Here is a 20,327-nt window from a genome sequence, read left to right on the forward strand (position 1 = left end):
GAATACTATAGGAGGGTAGAATAGAGGAATGCTAGTAATAGTAGGGAATGTGTTTGTCGACAAGTCAAAAATAAAATATCCAGCTTAATCAATTAGGATGGGTAGACATTGACCGAGATGGACACAAGCAAGGCATATGATCCAACTTATCGAAAAGATCGGAGGAAGAACAGTGACTAAACGCTTAATTAGTGCTAATGCGTCAGATATTATGAAGATGACTCCTGCAGAATTGAAACAAAGTATTCGTGCCAGTGAAGGACGGGTGGTTTTGACCGAAGTCGTTCCAGTAAGGCCAGCTTTTATAGGGGATATCACTCAAGCAGAAATAGCAGCAGCTTTTGGATCTGACATGATTTTATTAAATGGTGTTGATTTAATTGATCCTAAGATCTATGGTATAGATGATACAGAGCATTTTGTAGATGAGTTGCACCAACTGGTCGGACGACCAATTGGGGTGAATTTAGAACCGGTTGACCCAAATGCTCATATGGCAGAAGAAAAACGTACGGTTTCAGAAGGACGTCAAGTTTCTGAAAAGACGGCTAAACTTTTACAAGAACATCATCTGGATTTTGTATGCATTACAGGTAATCCAGGTACAGGTGTGACCAACGAATTGATTAAAGAATCTGTTGGGGTGATTAAAGAGCATTTTGATGGTTTAGTGATTGCAGGCAAGATGCATGGGGCAGGGGTAGCTGAACCGGTTGCGGATAAGAAGACATTAGAAGCCTTGATCGATGCTGGTGTGGATATCCTTCTCGTTCCAGCAGTTGGGACTGTTCCGGGATTTACTCAAGAAGATTTACAAAATGCTGTGCAGTATGCTCATGAGCGTGGCGCCTTGGTGATGACTGCTATTGGGACGAGCCAAGAGGGGGCTGATGTTGAGACTATTCGCCAAATTGCCTTGTATGGGAAAATCGCTGGCGTAGATATTCAACACATTGGGGATGCTGGCTATCATGGGATGGCTTTAGTAGAAAATATTTATGCCATGAGCAATACCATTCGTGGAATACGCCACACCATTTCAAGAATTGCTAGATCCGTTAATCGATAAATCATCATTATAGCAAGTAGATAAAGAGATCTTTCCAGTAAATATTCTGGGAAGATTTTTTTTATCATAATTACTTACTGAGAGTGTCGTAGAATAGGTATAAATTAACTTTTCCTTTATTCTGATTATACTTATTTTAAATATGTAGTTCATTAAACGTAAAAAACATCTATCAAAGAAAACAAAAAAGCTAGGGGTAATATTGAAATTAATAAGAAAATGCATAAAAAGGAACTTTGTAAGCGTTTGACAAGGTATCTAAAAACGCTTATATTAACAATATCAAACAAAAAGGAACTGAAACGGACTTGCCGGTAAGGAGGAAGGTAAAAATGGATAAAGAAGAAGTGGCAATGATTGGATTTCAAATAGTTGCTTATTCAGGTGAAGCAAGATCGAAATATATTGAGGCTATTCGTAACCTCAAAGAAGGAGGCTCAAAGGAAAAGACACTACAATTGATTTCAGAAGGAGATGAAAAACTGACCAAGGCGCATAACACACAAACAGAATTGCTAAGTCGTGAAGCTGATGGTGAAGAAATTGAGTTAGGATTTATTTTTGTTCATGGTCAAGATCATTTGATGACTACTGTTTTATTAAAGGATATGTTGGATTTTATAATGGATATTTATAAATAAATATCGAAAAATGAACAAGAAAGCAGGGAGATCTTATGGAAAAATTAGTTGCTTATATCGAAAAAGCACAGCCTCTTTTTCAAAAAATATCGAGAAATAGATATCTCCAAGCAGTAAAAGATGGTTTTGTTCAAAATATGCCTGTTGTTTTATTTTCTAGTATTTTTATGTTACTCGCTAATATTCCGAATATTTGGGGATACCATTGGCCTAAAGATATTGAGGCTTTGCTATACAAGCCTTATACCTATACAATGGGATTTTTAGGCTTATTGGTAGCAGGTACAACTGCTAAAGCTTTAACGGACTCATTTAACAGAGATTTACCATTAAGTAATCAAATTAATTATATTTCTACAATGCTAGCATCTATATGTGGATTCATGTTACTTTCTGCTGATCCAGTAAAAGATGGTCTATCTACAATGCACTTAGGATCATCTGGTTTGTTAGCTTCGTTTATATCTGCATTTATTTCTGTTAATGTCTATAACCTATTTATTAAGAACGAAGTCACTATTCGTATGCCTGCTGAAGTTCCACCTAATATTGCACAAGCCTTTGTGGATATACTTCCATTTGGGGCTACTGTTCTTGTGGCACTAGGATTAGATCAATTGACTCGATTAGTTATCAAAGTGAATTTTGCACAAGCAGTTATTAATGTTTTTCAACCGCTTTTTACAGCGGCAGATGGCTATTCCGGTTTGGCTGTTATCGCTGGTGCTACAGCATTTTTCTGGTTCATTGGTATTCACGGACCTTCTATTGTAAATCCGCCTATTACCGCAATTATGTATGCTAATTTAGCTGCTAATTTGGCTCTTTATAAAAATGGGCAACATGTCAATCTTGCTTTAACAGGTCCTTTCTGTTCATTTATTGTTAATCTTGGGGGGACAGGGGCTACTTTTGTCGTACCTTATATGTTTATGTTGCTGTCTAAATCAAAACGTAACAGGGCTGTGGGTAGGGCCGCTTTTATTCCTACATCTTTTTGTGTGAATGAACCGATATTGTTTGGGGCTCCACTAATTTTGAATCCAGTATTCTTTATTCCGTTCATTTTAACACCTATTGTGAACGCTTGCTTGTTTAAGTTTTTCGTTCAAACTTTAAGTATGAATGCCTTTGTTTATGAGCTACCTTGGCCAACTCCTGCTCCAATTGGATTGATTATGGGTACAGCTTTTTCAAAATTAGCCTTTGTTTTGGCACCCCTATTACTTGTTGTAGATTTTATCATTTATTATCCATTCTTTAAGGTATATGATGATCAAATTTTGGAACAAGAACGCTCTAAAGCTGAAGAGTTGAAAGAAGGGGCAGAAATAGAACAAGTGCAAGAAGAAAAAGAAACACTCCTTAACGCAAGTGAAAGCTTAAATAAAGAAATTAATGTGTTGGTTTTATGTGCTGGTGGAGGAACAAGTGCTTTATTGCGTAACTCTTTAAGAAAAGCTGCGAAGAAATATGATGTTCCAATAAAAGCTTCTGCTGGATGTTATGGAGAACATCGAGATATATTGAAAAACTTTGATTTAGTTATTTTAGCACCACAAGTTGCGTCGAATTATGTTGATTTAAAAGAAGATGCTGATAGGGTTGGTGTTAAAGTGGCAAAGACAGAAGGAGAACAATATATTGCCTTAACGAATAATCCTGAAGGAGCAATGCAATTTGTTATGGGGCAATTGAATAAAGAAGATTAGTGTGTTGGAGAGGTGCTAAATAATGAAATTACCAAAAGACTTCCTCATGGGTGGGGCAACAGCAGCTTACCAAGCTGAAGGGGCTACTCATGAGGACGGTAAGGGGGAAGTGGCTTGGGATCCTTGGCTAAAAAAGCAAAATTGGTTTCAAGCTGATCCAGCAAGTGATTTTTATCATAAATATCCGATAGACTTGGCATTAGCAGAAAAATTTGGAGTTGATGCGATCCGCATTTCTATTGCCTGGTCACGGATTTTCCCGCATGGTGACGATGAACATGCTAATAAAAAGGGTGTTCAATTTTACCACCACGTATTTCAAGAATGTCGAAAAAGGAATGTTGAACCATTTGTCACATTGCATCACTTTGATACCCCGTTATCATTACATGCAAACGGAGATTTTCTAAATCGGCATACAATAGATAGCTTTGTAGAATATGCGAAATTCTGTTTTGAAGAATATAAAGATGAAGTGAAGTATTGGGTGACCTTTAATGAAATTTGGCCAGTAGCATCTGGACAATATTTGAATGGAAAATTCCCTCCAGGTATAAAAAATGATTATTCCAAAGCAGTGCAAAGTATGCATAATATGATGGTTGCTCATGCACGAACCGTAAAAATTTATAAAGAGAAAGGATATTCTGGCGAAATAGGGGTTATACACTCTCTTGAAACAAAATATCCTTATGATAAAAAGAATGAAGCGGATCAGTGGGCTGCTACGAAATATGATGTTCTCAGCAATAAATTTTTGTTGGATGCTACTTATAATGGATGCTATTCAGATTTAACGATGAAGGCATTGAACGAAATAATGGAAGCAAACCATGCAAAATTAGAAATAACTCAAGAAGATTTGGAGGATCTCGCATTAGCTAAAGACGATAATGACTTTTTAGGAATAAATTACTATCAAAGCAGTTTTATCAAGTCTTACAATGGACCGAACCAATCTTATCACAATAGTCGAGGGGAAAAGGGGACGTCTGTTAATCGGATGAGAGGAATTGGAGAGCAAATGTTTGATATGGATATTCCTAGAAATGACTGGGATTGGCTCATCTATCCAGAGGGTTTGCGCGATCAAATGATTCGTGTAGCAAAAGAATATCCGAATTACCATAAGATATATGTAACGGAAAATGGGTTAGGTTACAAGGATAAAGTGGTGGATGGACAAGTACAAGATGACGCGCGGATTGATTATATTCAAAAACATCTGATAGCTTGTGTTGATGCTATTAATCAGGGTGTCAATGTAAAAGGATACTTCCTTTGGTCTCTGATGGACGTTTTTTCATGGTCTAATGGATATGGTAAACGTTATGGGTTATTTTATGTTGATTTTGATACGCAAGAACGTATTGCCAAAAAGAGTGCCTATTGGTGGAGAAAGGTTCATGAAGATAGGCAGTTGACTATTGACTGATGATAAGAACGGTAGGATAACGAATAAATACGTATAATCACAAGGAGGAGAGAATGGATTATGAGCAAGAGCTCTTATTTCCCAAAAGAATTTCTCTTTGGTAGTGCTGCGGCAGCTTATCATTTTGAAGGTGGATTTGGAAAAGATGGCAAAGGGGCTTCTGTAGCAGATGTGATTCCACATGCGCCATCTGAAGGGCGGACAACTGTTCCCGAAGACGGTAACTTAAAACATAGAGCTGTTGAATTTTATGAACGCTACAAAGATGATGTAAAATTATTCGGTGAATTAGGTCTTAAAGCGTTTCGAACTTCAATTGCATGGACTAGGATATATCCAAAGGGAATAGAAGAAGAGCCGAATGAAAAAGGTCTGCAGTTTTATGATGATTTGTTTGATGCTTTACACGAACAAGGAATAGAACCTATCATTACAATCACTCATTCTGCTGAAATGCCCCTTTATTTAGCAGAACATTATAATGGATTTGCTAACAAAAAGGTCATAGAGTTTTATCTTAAGTATGTGCGAACGGTTGTTAACCGTTATAAAGGTAAAGTAAAGTACTGGTTAACTTTTAACGAAGTTAATATTGTTGCTCACGAACCCTTTTTCCATGCGGGAGTTGCACAATATAAAGAGCCAGTTGATGATAACTTGAAATATCAAATTTTTCATAATATGTTTGTGGCTAATTCTAAGGCTATACGAATAATTAAGGAGATTGAACCAGATGCAATGGTGGGTTGCACCACAACCATTGGACCGATATATCCACTGACACCAAAACCGGAAGACGGATTGCAAGCTTATTTCGATATGAGAGAAATGCTTTTCCATATAGATGTACATGTCTTTGGAAAATATCCAGACTACAAGCTCAAAGAATTTAAGGAAAAAAAGCTGAAGCTAGACATAACAGACGAAGAGTTGCAAATAATAAAAGAGAATACTGTTGATTTTGTGGCGTACAGCTACTACATGAGTGGGGTTTCTTCTTTTAATAGAAGTAATTCCAAAGTAAGGGATGTTAACATTATTAGTAAGATGTCCAATCCAGAATTGAAGAAGAATGAATGGGGATGGACATACGACCCAGTGGGGTTGCGAACTATTTTAAACATCGTATGGGATCGTTATCGTCTACCAGAATTCATTGTAGAAAATGGAATTTCTAAGCCAGAAAATTTAGAAATAGGAATAAACGGGCAATTAACTGTTTACGATGATTATCGGATAGAAGGACTAAGAGACTACCTTCTGCAAATTAATGAAGCTATTCATGATGGAGTTCAGGTGATAGGGTATACGAACTGGGCTGTAATGGATTTTGTAAGTGGGTCAACAGGGACTATGCGAAAGCGTTGGGGTTTTATCTTTGTTGATTACTATGATGACAAAACAGGTAGTATGAAGCGATTCAAAAAGTTGAGCTTTGATTGGTATAGAAAAGTTATCGATAGCAATGGAGCATTCCTTTTTGAGGAAAAACAGTACTAATAAAATCGCTGGCGTAGATATTCAACACATTGGGGATGCTGGCTATCATGGGATGGCTTTAGTAGAAAATATTTATGCTATGAGCAATACCATTCGTGGAATACGCCACACCATTTCAAGAATTGCTAGATCCGTTAATCGATAAAACATAGGAGTAAGATAAAACAAAAAGAGAACTAGCTAGAGGATTTGAGTGTAGCTTTCTATATATACTTAGTTGTTGGTGAATGTAAGCACTGATGAATAGAAAATGCAGTCTGACCGAACTGAAGGAAAGAGTCCTTCATCGGAAGCAGCGTTAAAGGAAGTCAAGCGAATTACTTGCTGTGCCGAAAGGCTTACAGCAAGTTTGAGACTGACTAGCTGGGAGACCAAGGCTCCCAGCGGTCCCGCTGCAATTTTCCGATGAAGGCGACTCTTATCCGAAAGAATCGGTCATTTTTGTTTTTCATATTACATGTGCAGACAATCGTCTGTCTATTTCACCAACAACAAAAAGTATAGAGTTTTTTTGTATCCAGATAAGTAAGTCTAAAAATATGATTAAAATGCTATAGAAAGAAAAGAGAATGAAATTTGTTGTTAACTTTAGAGAATAGCCAAATAAAAAATAGTATAAGGCATTTTTTAGAGAAATATTTCTTGATATTCTCACCAAAAGTCTTCTTGACAACTCATAATTTAAAAGATAAGATGATGGAGAATTGCCCCTTTTAATGTAAAGGGATGTCTTTTTATTCAATTCCAACTACAGACGACGATGATAGGGCGAGTAAGTGGCTCATTCGTACGATAGAGTTAGATTTTTCTCAAGAGAATCGAGGCGTTGATGGTATGGAGCAAGTTTTTGAGCTTACAGATGGACTAATCTTCAAAAACTTGCCAAGAGAAGGGTTGTGAAAGGAGTGTTGGTATGCCAGATAAAACTAAGGGGATAATTGGCTTGTTTTGGGGTGCAGTTATTTGGGGTGGAGGTTATATTGCAACGGCAGGAGCCTTGCAGTCCTTTGACACCTTGTCTTTTCTAGCTGTCCGATTTGGTTTAGCCAGTTTGATGATGTTTATCATTTTTTATAAGGATATTCGAAAAATGACCCTAGTAGAGCTAGAAATGGGCTTGCCTATAGGACTTGTTCTTTTCCTTGCTTTTGGTCTGCAGACTTACGCTTTGCGCTTTACGACCGTCTCCAATAATTCTTTTTTGACCGCAACTAATGTGATTTTTACCCCCTATTTGGTTTGGCTTGTTTATAAAAAGAGACCTTCCATACGGATTTTTATAGCGAGTGTGATGACCTTAGTGGCGATAGGTTTCTTGACTTTAAAATCTGTCAGTTTTTCCTTTAATATCGGGGATTTTTATACTTTAGTCTGTGCGGTTCTCTTTTCTCTCCACTTGATCGTTTCAGTTAGGATGAGAAAGGTTAACGTGAAGATTACGACCTTTATCCAATTTTTGGTGGTTTCTATTTTGTCGACGATAGCTTGTGCTTTGGTTGGTCCTAAAATTCAACCTTTAACCTGGATATCTGTGGGGTCTTTACTTTATTTAGTTTTCTTTTCAACGATTATTTGTTACATGTTGCAAATGTATGGGATCAAGCATGTTAATCCTTCTATTATGTCTATCATTCTTTCTTTAGAAACGCTTTTTGCGACAATTTTAGGGGTCATCATTTTAGGAGAACCATTTAATATGAGGATTGCCATTAGTTTAGTGATCTTACTTTTAGCCATTGCTCTGTCGTCTACTTCAGATACGGATGCTATTTAAATTTTTCCTAGGTCTGATGAATAAGACGAGATCCTGCCGTTTACTTTGATATGGAGGCTAGTTAAGTCAAAAGTTGTTGAAAATAGTTTAAAAGTCAACTCCTTAGAGAAGATAGGAAACATATCTTTTCTAAGGAGCTTTTTTTAGATAAAGGGCTAGGAGAATATGAACCATGCGATGTTTAAAGCTTAAGATAAAGACTGTAATTCTTGTTGATAGAACAATTTCAAAAGCAAACGAACATAAAACCCCTTGAAAATACGTTCGAAAATGTTAAAAGTTGTCCAAAAGTGTTGACAAGGAAATGGAAAGGCATATAATTATCAAGTGAAAGGAAGATAATAAAATGGAAGGAGGAAGATGAGTGACAGTAGAGAATTTATTTTCGAAGGAGACCATCTACCATTTTAATGTGCCCGATATAGAAAGCGCTTTTAAATTGGTTAGTGAGGATTTAACAAAGAAGGGGCTGGTTAAAGAGGGCTTTTTAGAAAGCGTTTTAAATAGAGAAAAGAATTATCCGACTGGCTTGGATATGAGTCCTGTGAATCCAGAATTCCCCAATATTGCAGTCCCCCATACAGAAAGTGAATATGTCAATTGTTGTAGAATTGTTCCTATTCGTTTAGAGCAAGCTATTGTGTTTCACAACATGATTAAACCATCTGAAACATTGGAAGTGAGCTATTTATTTATGATTTTGAATAATGATGGGGCGGTTCAATCCAACATTTTAGCTCAAATCATGGATTTCATTAATTCTTTATCCTTAGAAGAAGCGAAGAGCTTTTTCAAAGAGGAAGATACTGATCTTATTTATAACTTTTTAATTCAAAAATTTGAGAAGAAGGGTGAGTCAAATGATTAAGATTTTAGCAGCTTGTGGCGCCGGGGTAAATTCTAGTCACCAAATCAAAACAGCTTTAGAAGAAGAAATGGGGAAACGTGGCCATCAAATTCATGTCGATGCGGTGATGATTAAAGATATTACAGAAGATATGATGCAGCACTATGATATTTTCGCTCAAATCGCTGAAACAAAATTTGGCTTTGAGGTGAAAATTCCTATTGTTAATGCAGGTCCTATCTTGTACCGTATTCCTGCTATGGCGGAACCTGTTTACACGGAAATTGAAGCTATTATTAAAAAGCTAGAAGCAAAATAGGGAAATTGTTTCATATAAGCTAGTCATAAGCAAATTAATTGAAGTATTTCATGTAAGCTAGTCATTAGAAAAAAGGAGAGTAATTATGCAAGCTATAGTTCAAATGGCCAATGGGTTGCTAAAACCGCTGATTGACTTAGGCGCACCTGCTTTAATGACAGTTGTATTGACTGTGATCGCGATGTGTTTCCGTGTGAAATTTACCAAGGCTTTGGAAGGTGGTTTGAAACTCGGGGTAGCATTGACAGGGGTCGGAGCTATCATGGGGATCTTAACAGGTGCTTTTTCATCTGCTTTGGGAGATTTCGTTAAAAATACTGGCTTAAGTTTAAATATCACTGATGTGGGTTGGGCTCCATTGGCTACCATTACTTGGGGGTCTCCATACACTTTATATTTCATGCTTGTTCTGTTAATTGTTAACGCTATCATGTTGTTTATGAATTATACAAATACCTTGGATGTGGATATTTTCGATGTTTGGCACTTGTCTGTCACAGGTTTGTTTGCCATGTACTGTGGGGCTAATCTTTTTGTGACAACAGTTTTGGTCATCTTTATTGGGATATTGAAGATTATTAACTCCGATTTAATGAAACCTACTTTCAATGATTTGTTGAATGCTCCTGATTCAAATCCAATGACTACAACGCATATGAACTATATGATGAATCCAATTGTTATGTTGTTGGATAAGATCTATGACAAGTTGTTCTTCTGGCTAGATAAATATGACTTTGATGCAGCTAAATTGAACAGCAAGATTGGTTTCTGGGGATCTAAATTTGCTATTGGTATTTATCTTGGGATCTTCGTTGGGATGCTAGCGGGTCAAGATGTGAAATCGATTGTTTCTCTAGGCTTTACAGCTGGGGTTTCCTTGGAACTCTTCAGTATTATCGGGCAATGGTTTATCGCTTCTGTTGAACCTTTATCTCAAGGGGTTACCAATTATGCGAGTGGCCGTTTCAAAGGGAGATCTTTCAATATTGGTTTGGACTGGCCTTTTATCGCTGGTCGTGCAGAAATGTGGGCGGCTGCAAACGTATTGGCACCAATCATGTTAATTGAAGCAATGATTTTACCTAAGAATGGTTTATTGCCATTAGGTGGGATTATTGCCATGGGACTGACACCAGCACTTCTTGTGGTAACTCGTGGGAAGATCATTCGTATGATCATTATCGGTACTGTTTTATTACCAGTCTTCCTATATTCTGGAACCTTGATTGCTCCATTTGCGACGGAAATCTCTAAACAAGTTGGGGCTTATCCTAAGAATCTCGGCGCTCATGCCTTGATTTCACACTCCACTTTGGAAGGACCTATTGAAAAATTCCTCTCTTACTTTGTTGGGAAAGCTTCAACAGGGGACATGAAGATGATTATGTGTGCGATTGTCTCTCTTGCCGTTTACACAGCTCTATTTGTTTGGTATGCAGGTGAAATGAAGAAACGTAATAAAGAATATGCCAAAAACAAATAAGCCTAGTTGGCAAACCTCAAGAGCCTAGCTCTTGAGGTTTTTTCTTTGAAGTCTTTTGCTAGGGATCAAGTGACATCACTCGTTTGAATGAACTAAGGGGCATCTCCTAATAGATGGACTAGGCTAAAGGGCAAAATTTATCTGGAAGTCAAAGTGAATTGTTGCAAAATGTTTGTTTGTTCCTGTATGATGAGAATGATGAGAGGTAAACAGACAATATTCAACACAAAGACGGATAAGGGCAACTTGTGTCGAAAATTAGTTGTAGATGCGAAGAATTATATGGGCAAAAAGGCTATCAGGAGGTATATATGCTGAAAAATGAAAGATGGAAGATCATTCAAGAAATGCTGAGCCAGAAGGATATCGTGACTGTCTCAGATATTGTGGAACGTTTGGATGTGTCGGATATGACAGTTCGGCGGGATTTGAATGAGCTAGAAAAAAATGGCATTTTAAAACGTGTCCATGGGGGGGCTGTAGGGAACGACCGCTATCCTCACCAAGAATTATCGCATAAAGATAAACAAATTATGCATATGGCAGAGAAGGAAAAAGTGGCTGAACAGGCTGTCACATTAGTGGAAGACAACGATATTATTTTTATGGGGCCAGGGACGACTTTGGAGGCTATGGCAACGAAGCTAAAAAATCCGAATATTGTCGTTGTGACGAACTGTTTGCCTGTCTTTCAAAAATTGATTGCCAACGAAGTCAAAACCTATTTATTAGGGGGCGAAATTCGTTTAAAGACGGAAGCTTTTAATGGGGAAATCACCATGAATTCATTGAAGAATATGCATTTCCACAAGGCTTTCTTTTCTTGCAATGGGATCGTTGACAATAAAGTGATGACCGCTACTTTAGCAGAAGGAATTACCCAGGAATTAGCTTTGGAAAATGCTACGGAGCGGTATTTATTGATAGATTCTTCCAAGATTGGGCAAAAAGATTTCTATGAATTTTACAATCTAGCAGATGTGACGTCGGTCATCTGTGATAAGGATCCGAAAGAAAAGTACCAGAAATTGATGGCTTATGTCGATGTTATGTGCCAATAAAGGTTGAAAAATGTTTACTTTTGTTTTAAAATGTTTATATCAAACAAAGGAGGCATTACCATGAAAGTTTATCTCGGCTCAGATCAAGACGGCATGGAATTGAAGAATGTCATTAAAAGTTATTTGACAGAAAACGGTTATGAAGTGATCGATAAATCAGAAACAGCGAGTGAAGATTTTGTAGAATCCACTAAAGCGGTTTGTCAAGAATTGTTAAAAGATGACAGTGCACGTGGGATTTTGTTCGATAAATATGGGGCAGGTTCTTTTATGACAGCTTGCAAGATTAAGGGGATGATTGCAGCTGAAATTTCTGAAGAACGCTCTGCTTACATGACACGGGAACACAATAATGCCAAGGCTATCTGCTTGGGGAATGAAATTCTTGGGAAGGGTTTGGCTAAGAATGTGGTTAAGGAATTCTTGGCTGCCAACTATGACGGTGGTCGTCACCAAGTTCGTGTCGATATGCTAAATGCGATGTGCTAGAGGAGGGTCATTATGAAAATTGCAATTGGTTGTGATCATATTGTTACGAAAGTCAAAATGGCTGTTTCAGACTATTTAAAAGCTCAGGGGCATCAAGTTTTGGATATGGGGACTTATGATAACACTCGCACACACTACCCAATCTATGGGAAGAAAGTTGGCGAAGCTGTTGTATCCGGGCAAGCTGATCTTGGTGTAGTAATCTGTGGTACTGGGGTAGGGATTACTTCTTCAGTGAATAAGGTTCCTGGTGTACGGGCAGCTTTAGTTCGTGATATGACGACTGCTATTTACTCCAAAGAAGAATTGAATGCCAATGTCATTGGTTTTGGTGGGATGATCACAGGGGAATTGTTGATTAAAGATATCATCACCGCCTTCATTAATGCTGAATATAAACCAAGCGAAGAAAACAAGAAGTTGATTGACAAGATTGATCATTTAGAAGATCTGAATAAGCCAGCTGATCCACATTTGTTTGATGAATATATCAAGAAATGGGACGAAGGCTATTATCATGACTAAGTTATAGACAAAAAGACAGATAAATGTCCTATAAATAGTTTTTGTCATTTGGATGGAATAAATGTTTTTGAAATTTAGGATGAAATAAAAAGGCCAGGTGTACAGATAGCAGTGCACTGGCCTTTTTTCTATCTTTTTTGGGAGGAGGGAACGACAGTTTTCTCTTGGAGAAGAAAAATAAAACACAAAAAGATCGATTTCTTCTCATTAAAGTGCGTTAATGCTATTGATTATAAAAAGTAGATCGGGTAAACTGACGGGGTTATTTCAGAAAATATAATTTCTTTTACAGAAAATCGTTTTTAAAGGAGACCTTGATGGAGAGAAAAGAAATGACGCCGAAAGTTTTTACAAATAAAATTTTGACAGGGACAGCGCAAGCTACCTTAATTGCTTTGATACCTCATGCCATTTTAGGAGGCTTTTTGAAATATTTTAACCATCTGCCTCTTGTTTCCATGATTCTTTTAGTCACGCAAATGTTTCAATTAGCCACTCCTTTGATTATTGGGAGTATGATTGCCAAACAATTTAACTTTACTCCAGCGAGAAGTTTGATTGTAGGGGCGGCTTCTTTTGCAGGATCTGGAGTGGTGCACTTTAACGAGGAAAGCCATAGTTTTATTGCTCAGGGGACTGGGGATATTATTAATGTCATGCTCACTGCTGCTGTTGGCTGTTTGATGGTGCTCTTTATTGGGGATCGCTTCAAGTCTTTAGAGACGATCGCCATGCCACTTGTAGTGGGGGTTGGAGCAGGTGTGATAGGGATGCTGATCTATCCTTATGTCAGTCTGATCACCTTAGCTATCGGAAGATTTATCGATCAATTTACGCAATTTCAACCCATCCTAATGAGTATTTTAATCGCTTGTTCTTTTGCTACTTTGATCATTTCTCCGATAACGACGATAGGTTTAGGGATGGCTATTCAGTTGAATTTAATGTCTGCTGGGGCAGCTGCTATGGGGATTGCGGCAACGACGATCGTTTTAGTGATTCACTCATGGAAAGTCAATGAATCTGGGGTGACTTTAGCCGTCGCTTTGGGCGGAATGAAGATGATGATGCCTAATTTGATCAAATACCCTGTGATTCTCGTGCCAAGTCTCTTTACAGCGATGATTTCATCCTTACCTGTATCACTCTTGAATATTTCTGGAACACCTCAATCGGCAGGTTTTGGTTTGATCGGTATGGTAGGGCCTTTAGCTTCACATGAGGCTGGTTTACAGCTCTCCCTTGTTGTCGTTTGTTGGTTTGTGATTCCCATTTGCACTGGACTTTTGGCCAAGTTCTTGTTTGAAAAAGTGCTGAAATTATACGACAGCAAAGAAGTATTTGCTTATCAAGGCTAAGGATATAGCTAAGCGAAGAAGTGTTTGCTTATCAAGGCTAAGAATATAGCTAAGCGAAGAAGTGTTTGCTTATCAAGGTTAACGATATACAAAAGTAAGGAAGTATTGCTTACCAAGGTTAATAATCTCCCCAAGCGAAGAAGTATTTGTTATCAAGGCTAATAATCTACCCAAGAGGACATGTTCTGACTGGCCTTTTTTAAAGAAGCTTCTATAAAATAGAAAGACTTCGATGATAGCAGAAGGTTCTATAAATAGCTCAAGGCTTCGATGGTATCATCGGAGCTTTTTCCTTTCATCCAGCGCTCGACTTGGCTTAGAATAAGCCGATTTTCAGTCTGACATGCGGGGATCGACTTAGTATAGAATAAGCCGATTTTAAGCCTGACATGCGGAGCCCGACTTTGCTTAGAACAAGCCGATTTTCAGGATAAGAAGGGAAGTTTTGAAAAGGCTTGAAAAGACTTATTTTTTCCTTAATGATGAAGCCAAATAGCTGAATAAAATGGTGAAATATGTTAAGATTGGTAAAATCTAGTGAATCCCTTGAAAAGGAGAATGAAAATGAAGTCAAAAGTTTTAAACTCTATTGATGTAACGCAATTGAAGATTCCAGAAGAATTACTGACCCTTTCTCGTAAAGACTACTCAGCTCTTTTAGAGGAAGATTTGCAAAAATTATCCCGCCAATATTCTAAAGATAAGGAACGGGAAAATGGAGAAGCCTTAGTTCTAGGCGATGTGGTCTCTATTTCAGCGTCGTGTGATCAAGAGGGGGCTCCTGCTAAGTTTAATCGAGAAAAGGCTACGATTAAATTAGGAAAAGGGTTCTATGATAAAGCTATCGAGAACGAATTGATAGGGAAATTAGTTGGCGAAAGCTACAGTTTAACAACTGGAGACTTTACTGTAGAAGTGAAGATTCTTGCTGCTAAATTTATGGACATTCAACCGGTTAATGATGAGATGATTCAAAAAGAAGAGATCAACGGTGTAGATACGCTTGAAGAGTACAAACGAGTGATGCTCAATAGCTTTAAAGAAAATGATGATTGGAATCATATTTATGACCATATTTTGCCGAAAATTTCCGATCAAATTTTTGACCAAGTGAAATTTGACGTTGATGAAGAAGAAATGGATCAATTTGTGACGGAATGGGTAGAAGCAGATAAAGAAGCTTGTACCTATGAGGAAGAGGAACTCAGCTTTGAAGAGTATGCCGCTAAGGAAACAGGTTTATCTGAAGATGATCCAGGTCTTGAAGATGCCTTAAAAGAAAAATATAAAGCTGATTTTTACCTCGAACTTATCTACATTGATCTAGGGAAAAAACTCTATCAAGCTTCTGAAGAAGATTTTAAAGCTGAATTGGATCAAGCCCGAGAGTATGGTGTGGATGAAGAATATATCGCCAGCATGACTTATGAGAAATTCCTAGAAGGACATTGGATTGAGTTAGGACGAAACGAGCTTTTCCAACATATTATCAAGCAATTTAAGAATTAATCCTCAAGAAGGTGAGGAAGGCATTTATGAAAAAGAAGAATAAGGGACCAGTTATTGCGAGGATTAGCCTCAAGCAATTCTGGAATTTAGTCAAAAGTGTCCGGATCCCTTGGGTTCTTTTGCTGGTTACCATTGCCTTGTCCTTGATTAATGCAAAGGTCAGTATATGGTTCCCAGATTATCAAAGAACCTATTTTGAAAAGGGTAATTTAACCAGTAAGACGGTGACAATCGGGATTTTGATTCTGATTTTGAGTGGTCTAACGAGTATGATCTCAACAGGGGTTGAAAATTATCTGCGTAAGGACATTGACCGACGCTTTAGAAACCGGATCTGGCAAAAAAGTTTGGCCTTGAAAGTTTCGAGCTTGCGTCAGTTTAATCCTAACGAATTAATTTCTCGTACCACGGATGATACGCAACAATTGAGTGATTTTATGGTGACAGTCACGGTAACATTACTATCGGCTATTTATTCTGTCTATATTAATCTAGCCTTGATTGCTTCATATCATAAAAATTTAATGTATGTGCAATTAGCGGTGATTCCTATCTTGCTCATTTTGCGGATCATTGAAGGGGAGGTTAATTATCGGATCCAATACCAAGCCCAATACCGTTTGTCTAAATTTACGGAGTATATGGCGGAAATTTTGACCAATGTACCTTTGATCAAGTCTTTTGTGAAGGAGAAGTATGAGGGAGATCGAGCCTCTAAAGTCATTGATGATTACAATAATATCCATTTCAAATCATCAGCTATTGGTCTTCTCTTTATAGTGGGAGATAACATCCTGCAAATTTTAGTTCGGGTAGTTGGTATCCTCTATGGGGGCTACTTGATCAAGACTGGTGAATTGGATATGGCTTCTTGGATTGCTTACTTTGGCCTTTCTGGGGGCTTATATTTTACGATTAACCAAATTTTACAACAATGGTCTATCTTAAAAGGGGTTCAAAGTGCGGTCGCTCGTTTGGTGCAAATTTTTGAATTGCCTGAAGAAGATCGAAAAGGGCAAATGCCAGAAGATCGTGTCGGAGATTTAAATGTGCATCAGGCTCAGTTGCAATTGTCAGGGCAGGTCGTTCTCGATGATTTGTCCGTCACATTTGCTCCTAAAGGTAAACAAGTGATTGTTGGCCCTTCTGGAGCAGGGAAATCTAGCCTTTTGAATAGTTTATTACGCTTCCATGATTTGAATGAAGGAAGTATAACATTAGGGGGTCAAGACATCAGTACACTTGACTTGTTGGCTTATCGGCAAGAATTTGTGTATGTCCCTCAAGAACCTGTTTTGTTCTCACGGAGTTTAAGAGATAATCTGTGCTATGGTTTGAAAGAAGCTGTAAAGGATGATGAGATACTGGCTTTATGTCATCGTTTATGTCTCGATGAATTATTAGACCGCCTGCCAGATGGCTTGGATTCTTTATTAGCTGAAAGTGGGCAAAATCTATCTGGTGGTGAACGGCAAAAAGTGGCTATGGTTCGGGCTATTTTGCAATTGCAAGAAGGGCATAAACACTTCTTACTATTGGATGAAATAACGGCGAATTTAGACCCTGAGTCAGAAGAAAAGATCAGTCAAGTCATCGATGAGCTTTCACATGATTATGCGGTGATTATCGTGACCCACCGGATGCACTTAGCCAAGGATGCCAAACAAATTGTCGTCTTAAAAGAAGGGCGTTTATGTGGGATGGGGCAACACCAAGATTTACTCTCGACTTGCCCTATTTACCAACAGCTCGTTTGGAATACAGGAAAGGAGGACTAGGATATGGATTTAAAGATTAGTAAACGGCAACAATATAGGCCTTGGCAACGGATGATTCTCTTTTTCCGTTCTGTCAAATTGCCATGGATTCACTTTATCCTCTCCTCTTGTGTCGGTGTTTTAGGGGCTTTCCTCTTTACGACTTTGCCTGAGATTGAAGGGCAGATCGCTGCAGGGAAAATTTTCAATCATTCCTTGATTGTTCGCTATAGCATTTTATCTGCTTTGATGGCCTGCACCCATTTTCTAGCGGTTTATTCGACTTGGGTAAAATTTCAATTTGACCGTCGTTTTCAAAAGATGACCTTTAGGAAGATTTTGACCCTGCCAATGAATTTGTATCAACGTTTCCAACCGTCTCAATTGATTTCACGGGTAACGGACGATCCATCTATGGCCAGTGAATTGATCAATATCATGACAACGCTAGTGACGGATGTTTCGACAGCTGTGATGATGGTTATTGGGATGTTCCAACAAAACTTAACTTTGGCTAGCCTGACCCTTCCTTTATTTATCGTTAATGCCTTAGCCTTGTATTATGCGAGCACTCGAGGCTATAGCGTGGGGTATGGGATTCAAAATTCTATTTCTAAAATGTTGGCTTTCCTAGCAGAACGTTCTGGGCATATTGCTTATATTAAAGCAGCTGGACAAGAAGAAGCCGAATATGAAGCTGGTGTAAAACAATCCAATCGCTGGTTTAATGCAGAGGTCAAAGGCATCTTTTTGCAATTAGTTATCGATGGCGCACTGCAAATGAGTACCTTACTTTTGAATGCGGGTGTTTTAATTGGGGGGGCTTACTTAGCCAGTCGTCATCAATTAAAAATGGAAGATTTGATTAGTTTCTATATCTACTCGGCTTATTTACCATCTACTCTTCAAGGTTTACTTTGCGATGTCCAGTTGGTCAAAGGCTATCAAGGTAGTCTGGATGTAATTACTGCCGTGAATAGCTTGCCAAGTGAAGATGTGACATCTGGAGAAGCTGTCCTTGAGAATTTATCAGCGGGAGACTTAGCCTTAGAGCAAGTATCATTCGCTTATGGAAAAACTCAGGGAACGGATCCTGAGATTATCAAACTGTTAGATGAAGCTAATGTAGATGAAGGAGAAAGAAGCGATTTCGCTGATCGAAAAGCAATTTTTGAGAAGCTGAATGTGACCATTCCATCCGGTAAGACGACAGGGATTCTTGGCCCATCAGGTTCAGGGAAGTCCACTTTGTTAAAAATCTTAATGCAAATGTTACCTGCTACAGAAGGACAAGTCACTTTTCAAGGGAAAGATTTGAGCCAATTCCAATTGAGTGATTTTCGTCACCGCTTGGCTTATGTCCAACAGAATGCCCCACTTCTCTCTGGAACGATTCGGGATAACTTGCTCTATGGCGCCAAACGTCAGTATAGTGATGAGGAATTAGCTCGTATTTGCCAGAAGGTGAATATTTATGATTATATTCAAAGTTTGCCTGAAGGGTTTGATAGTCCAGTTAAGGCAAAAGCTTCCAATATGTCAGGTGGACAGGCTCAACGTCTGGCTATAGCCCGGGCTTTGTTATCTGAACCAGAAATTTTGGTGTTGGATGAAGTGACTTCTAGCTTAGATGCTGAAAATGCCCATTTGGTTGAAACTGCCTTAATGGAGTTAACGAAAGGCATGACAGTGATCATGATTTCTCATGATGTCCGGAGTTTAGCCGCTTGTGATCACTTGCTTGTGATCAATAATGGTCATTTAGAAGCAGAAGGTAGCCCTGAAGAACTCGGAAAATCTGATACAGCCTATGCCCATTTTTGCCGTTTGCAAGGGCTAGAACAAGCTTAAAACTGACCTGCTTTTTTCGCATGCAAGGTCTAGAATAAGGAAATCAAGCCTGAATGATTCAAGGGATCTATTAACAAAAATAGACTAAAAAAGAAAAGGAAAACGCTAAAGAGTTTAGAGATGAACTCATGATCTATTAAGAAAAATAGACTAAAAAAGAAAAGGGGAACGATGATGATTAAGGAAATTAAACAAGAAGAATTTAAAGAAGCTATTGCAGAAGGTTTTGTTTTATTGGATGTTTACGGCCCTCACTGTGGCCCATGCCGTATGCTCGATAAGACTTTGCATATTTTGGAAAGAGAATATCCAGATATGACAATTTTGAAATTGGATTCTAGCCTGAATGAACAATTTTGTGAAGAAAACCATATCGTAGGGGTACCAACCCTCTTCTTCTTCTTCAACGGAGAATTAAAAGAACGTCTAACAGGAGCTTTGAGCGAAGATGAGCTCATGGAAATTGCAGGGCCTTACCTGTACGCTTAATCAATAGTCTAGAAAAGTAGTCTTGATTTAGTTAGAGTCAAAGCTCTCTTTCCTGAATGGTTTGGAAAATGAAAAGCACGTCGATCGTCCTTTAATGAGGGCTGTCGGCGTGCTTTTTCTTATAGGGGAAATATTCTTGACGATGAACGGCTATTATGCGTAAGTGCTTGCCTTATGACGGTAAGCGGTCAATCGCTAGCTACATTGCATAGATGAGTTAGCAAATCGGCACTTGCTTAACTAGAGTCTCAATGCTGTTATAGGCATGTATAGATCTGTTTCAAATTCTCCTTTCTAAGAGCGATCATATGAAGATAAATTGTTTAAGACAAGCAATTCTAAACGCTTGCAAGAAAGGTAGTGCTCTGTTATAATGTGGGCGAATTAAATGTAAGAGAGTATCACAAGGGGAGCCTTAAAGAAGGCTGAGAAACGCTAGCGTTGACTCTTTGGACCTGATGAAGTTAGTACTTCCGTGGGGATGTGATCATGATGTAGACTTTTC

General features: G+C 38.2%; 18 protein-coding genes, 1 pseudogene and 1 riboswitch. All 19 genes and pseudogenes read left to right on the top strand.

The genetic code is table 11. The annotated features are described in order from the left end of the window. The first annotated feature begins 136 nt into the window (after positions 1 to 136). Positions 137 to 1,069 carry a haloacid dehalogenase-like hydrolase gene (locus D3H64_RS04240; protein ID WP_199700135.1) on the top strand — a complete coding sequence of 311 codons (933 nt, stop codon included), beginning with the start codon at positions 137 to 139 and terminating at the stop codon, positions 1,067 to 1,069. A 332-nt stretch (positions 1,070 to 1,401) separates the two neighbouring features. Continuing rightward, a complete protein-coding gene (locus D3H64_RS04245; RefSeq protein WP_121565026.1) occupies positions 1,402 to 1,710 on the top strand; it encodes a PTS lactose/cellobiose transporter subunit IIA in 309 nt (102 codons plus the stop codon). A 35-nt stretch (positions 1,711 to 1,745) separates the two neighbouring features. Continuing rightward, positions 1,746 to 3,422, top strand: coding sequence for a lactose/cellobiose PTS transporter subunit IIB (locus D3H64_RS04250; protein ID WP_121565027.1), 1,677 nt, complete (start codon positions 1,746 to 1,748; stop codon positions 3,420 to 3,422). A 19-nt stretch (positions 3,423 to 3,441) separates the two neighbouring features. Continuing rightward, a complete protein-coding gene (gene lacG / locus D3H64_RS04255; protein WP_121565028.1) occupies positions 3,442 to 4,857 on the top strand; it encodes a 6-phospho-beta-galactosidase in 1,416 nt (471 codons plus the stop codon). A gap of 60 nt (positions 4,858 to 4,917) precedes the next feature. After that, entirely contained in the window at positions 4,918 to 6,357 is a 1,440-nt protein-coding gene (locus D3H64_RS04260) for a glycoside hydrolase family 1 protein (protein ID WP_121565029.1), read from the top strand. Beyond that, positions 6,356 to 6,502: pseudogene (locus D3H64_RS04265) on the top strand (haloacid dehalogenase-like hydrolase); the annotation flags it as partial. The gene D3H64_RS04260 and the pseudogene D3H64_RS04265, both read left to right, overlap by 2 nt. 581 nt (positions 6,503 to 7,083) lie before the next feature. Beyond that, complete coding sequence (locus D3H64_RS10210) at positions 7,084 to 7,257, top strand: hypothetical protein (RefSeq protein ID WP_158589220.1); 174 nt, start codon at positions 7,084 to 7,086, stop codon at positions 7,255 to 7,257. A gap of 13 nt (positions 7,258 to 7,270) precedes the next feature. After that, positions 7,271 to 8,131: a DMT family transporter gene (locus D3H64_RS04270; protein ID WP_121565030.1), complete on the top strand. Its 861-nt coding sequence runs from the start codon at positions 7,271 to 7,273 to the stop codon at positions 8,129 to 8,131. Between the two features lie 364 nt (positions 8,132 to 8,495). Continuing rightward, complete coding sequence (locus D3H64_RS04275) at positions 8,496 to 8,999, top strand: PTS sugar transporter subunit IIA (protein WP_121565031.1); 504 nt, start codon at positions 8,496 to 8,498, stop codon at positions 8,997 to 8,999. Beyond that, positions 8,992 to 9,297, top strand: a complete 306-nt coding sequence (locus tag D3H64_RS04280) for a PTS sugar transporter subunit IIB (RefSeq protein WP_121565032.1) — start codon at positions 8,992 to 8,994, stop codon at positions 9,295 to 9,297. The genes D3H64_RS04275 and D3H64_RS04280 overlap by 8 nt, the downstream gene beginning before the upstream one ends. A gap of 85 nt (positions 9,298 to 9,382) precedes the next feature. Next, a complete protein-coding gene (locus tag D3H64_RS04285; RefSeq protein WP_121565033.1) occupies positions 9,383 to 10,783 on the top strand; it encodes a PTS galactitol transporter subunit IIC in 1,401 nt (466 codons plus the stop codon). 311 nt (positions 10,784 to 11,094) lie between these two features. Continuing rightward, the gene (locus D3H64_RS04290; protein WP_121565034.1) at positions 11,095 to 11,844 is read left to right on the top strand and encodes a DeoR/GlpR family DNA-binding transcription regulator; all 750 of its coding nucleotides are present in this window, start codon (positions 11,095 to 11,097) and stop codon (positions 11,842 to 11,844) included. Between the two features lie 60 nt (positions 11,845 to 11,904). Beyond that, on the top strand, positions 11,905 to 12,333 hold the full coding sequence (gene lacA / locus D3H64_RS04295) for a galactose-6-phosphate isomerase subunit LacA (RefSeq protein WP_121565035.1): 429 nt from the start codon (positions 11,905 to 11,907) through the stop codon (positions 12,331 to 12,333). 12 nt (positions 12,334 to 12,345) lie between these two features. Next, positions 12,346 to 12,858 carry a galactose-6-phosphate isomerase subunit LacB gene (lacB, locus tag D3H64_RS04300; protein WP_121565036.1) on the top strand — a complete coding sequence of 171 codons (513 nt, stop codon included), beginning with the start codon at positions 12,346 to 12,348 and terminating at the stop codon, positions 12,856 to 12,858. Between the two features lie 317 nt (positions 12,859 to 13,175). After that, entirely contained in the window at positions 13,176 to 14,216 is a 1,041-nt protein-coding gene (locus tag D3H64_RS04305) for a PTS sugar transporter subunit IIC (protein WP_121565037.1), read from the top strand. A gap of 564 nt (positions 14,217 to 14,780) precedes the next feature. Continuing rightward, positions 14,781 to 15,725 (top strand): hypothetical protein, encoded by a 945-nt coding sequence (locus tag D3H64_RS04310; protein WP_121565038.1) that lies wholly within the window; start codon positions 14,781 to 14,783, stop codon positions 15,723 to 15,725. Positions 15,726 to 15,751: 26 nt separating this feature from the next. Next, positions 15,752 to 17,503, top strand: coding sequence for an ABC transporter ATP-binding protein (locus tag D3H64_RS04315; RefSeq protein WP_121565039.1), 1,752 nt, complete (start codon positions 15,752 to 15,754; stop codon positions 17,501 to 17,503). Between the two features lie 3 nt (positions 17,504 to 17,506). Then, the gene (locus D3H64_RS04320) at positions 17,507 to 19,333 is read left to right on the top strand and encodes an ABC transporter ATP-binding protein (RefSeq protein WP_121565040.1); all 1,827 of its coding nucleotides are present in this window, start codon (positions 17,507 to 17,509) and stop codon (positions 19,331 to 19,333) included. A gap of 174 nt (positions 19,334 to 19,507) precedes the next feature. Continuing rightward, positions 19,508 to 19,822, top strand: coding sequence for a thioredoxin family protein (locus tag D3H64_RS04325; protein ID WP_158589221.1), 315 nt, complete (start codon positions 19,508 to 19,510; stop codon positions 19,820 to 19,822). A gap of 396 nt (positions 19,823 to 20,218) precedes the next feature. Continuing rightward, a riboswitch (TPP riboswitch) is annotated at positions 20,219 to 20,321 on the top strand. Positions 20,322 to 20,327 lie beyond the last annotated feature (6 nt).

Source organism: Atopobacter sp. AH10, from assembly GCF_003664595.1.
In the GTDB taxonomy this organism is placed as follows: Bacteria; Bacillota; Bacilli; order Lactobacillales; family Aerococcaceae; genus Atopobacter.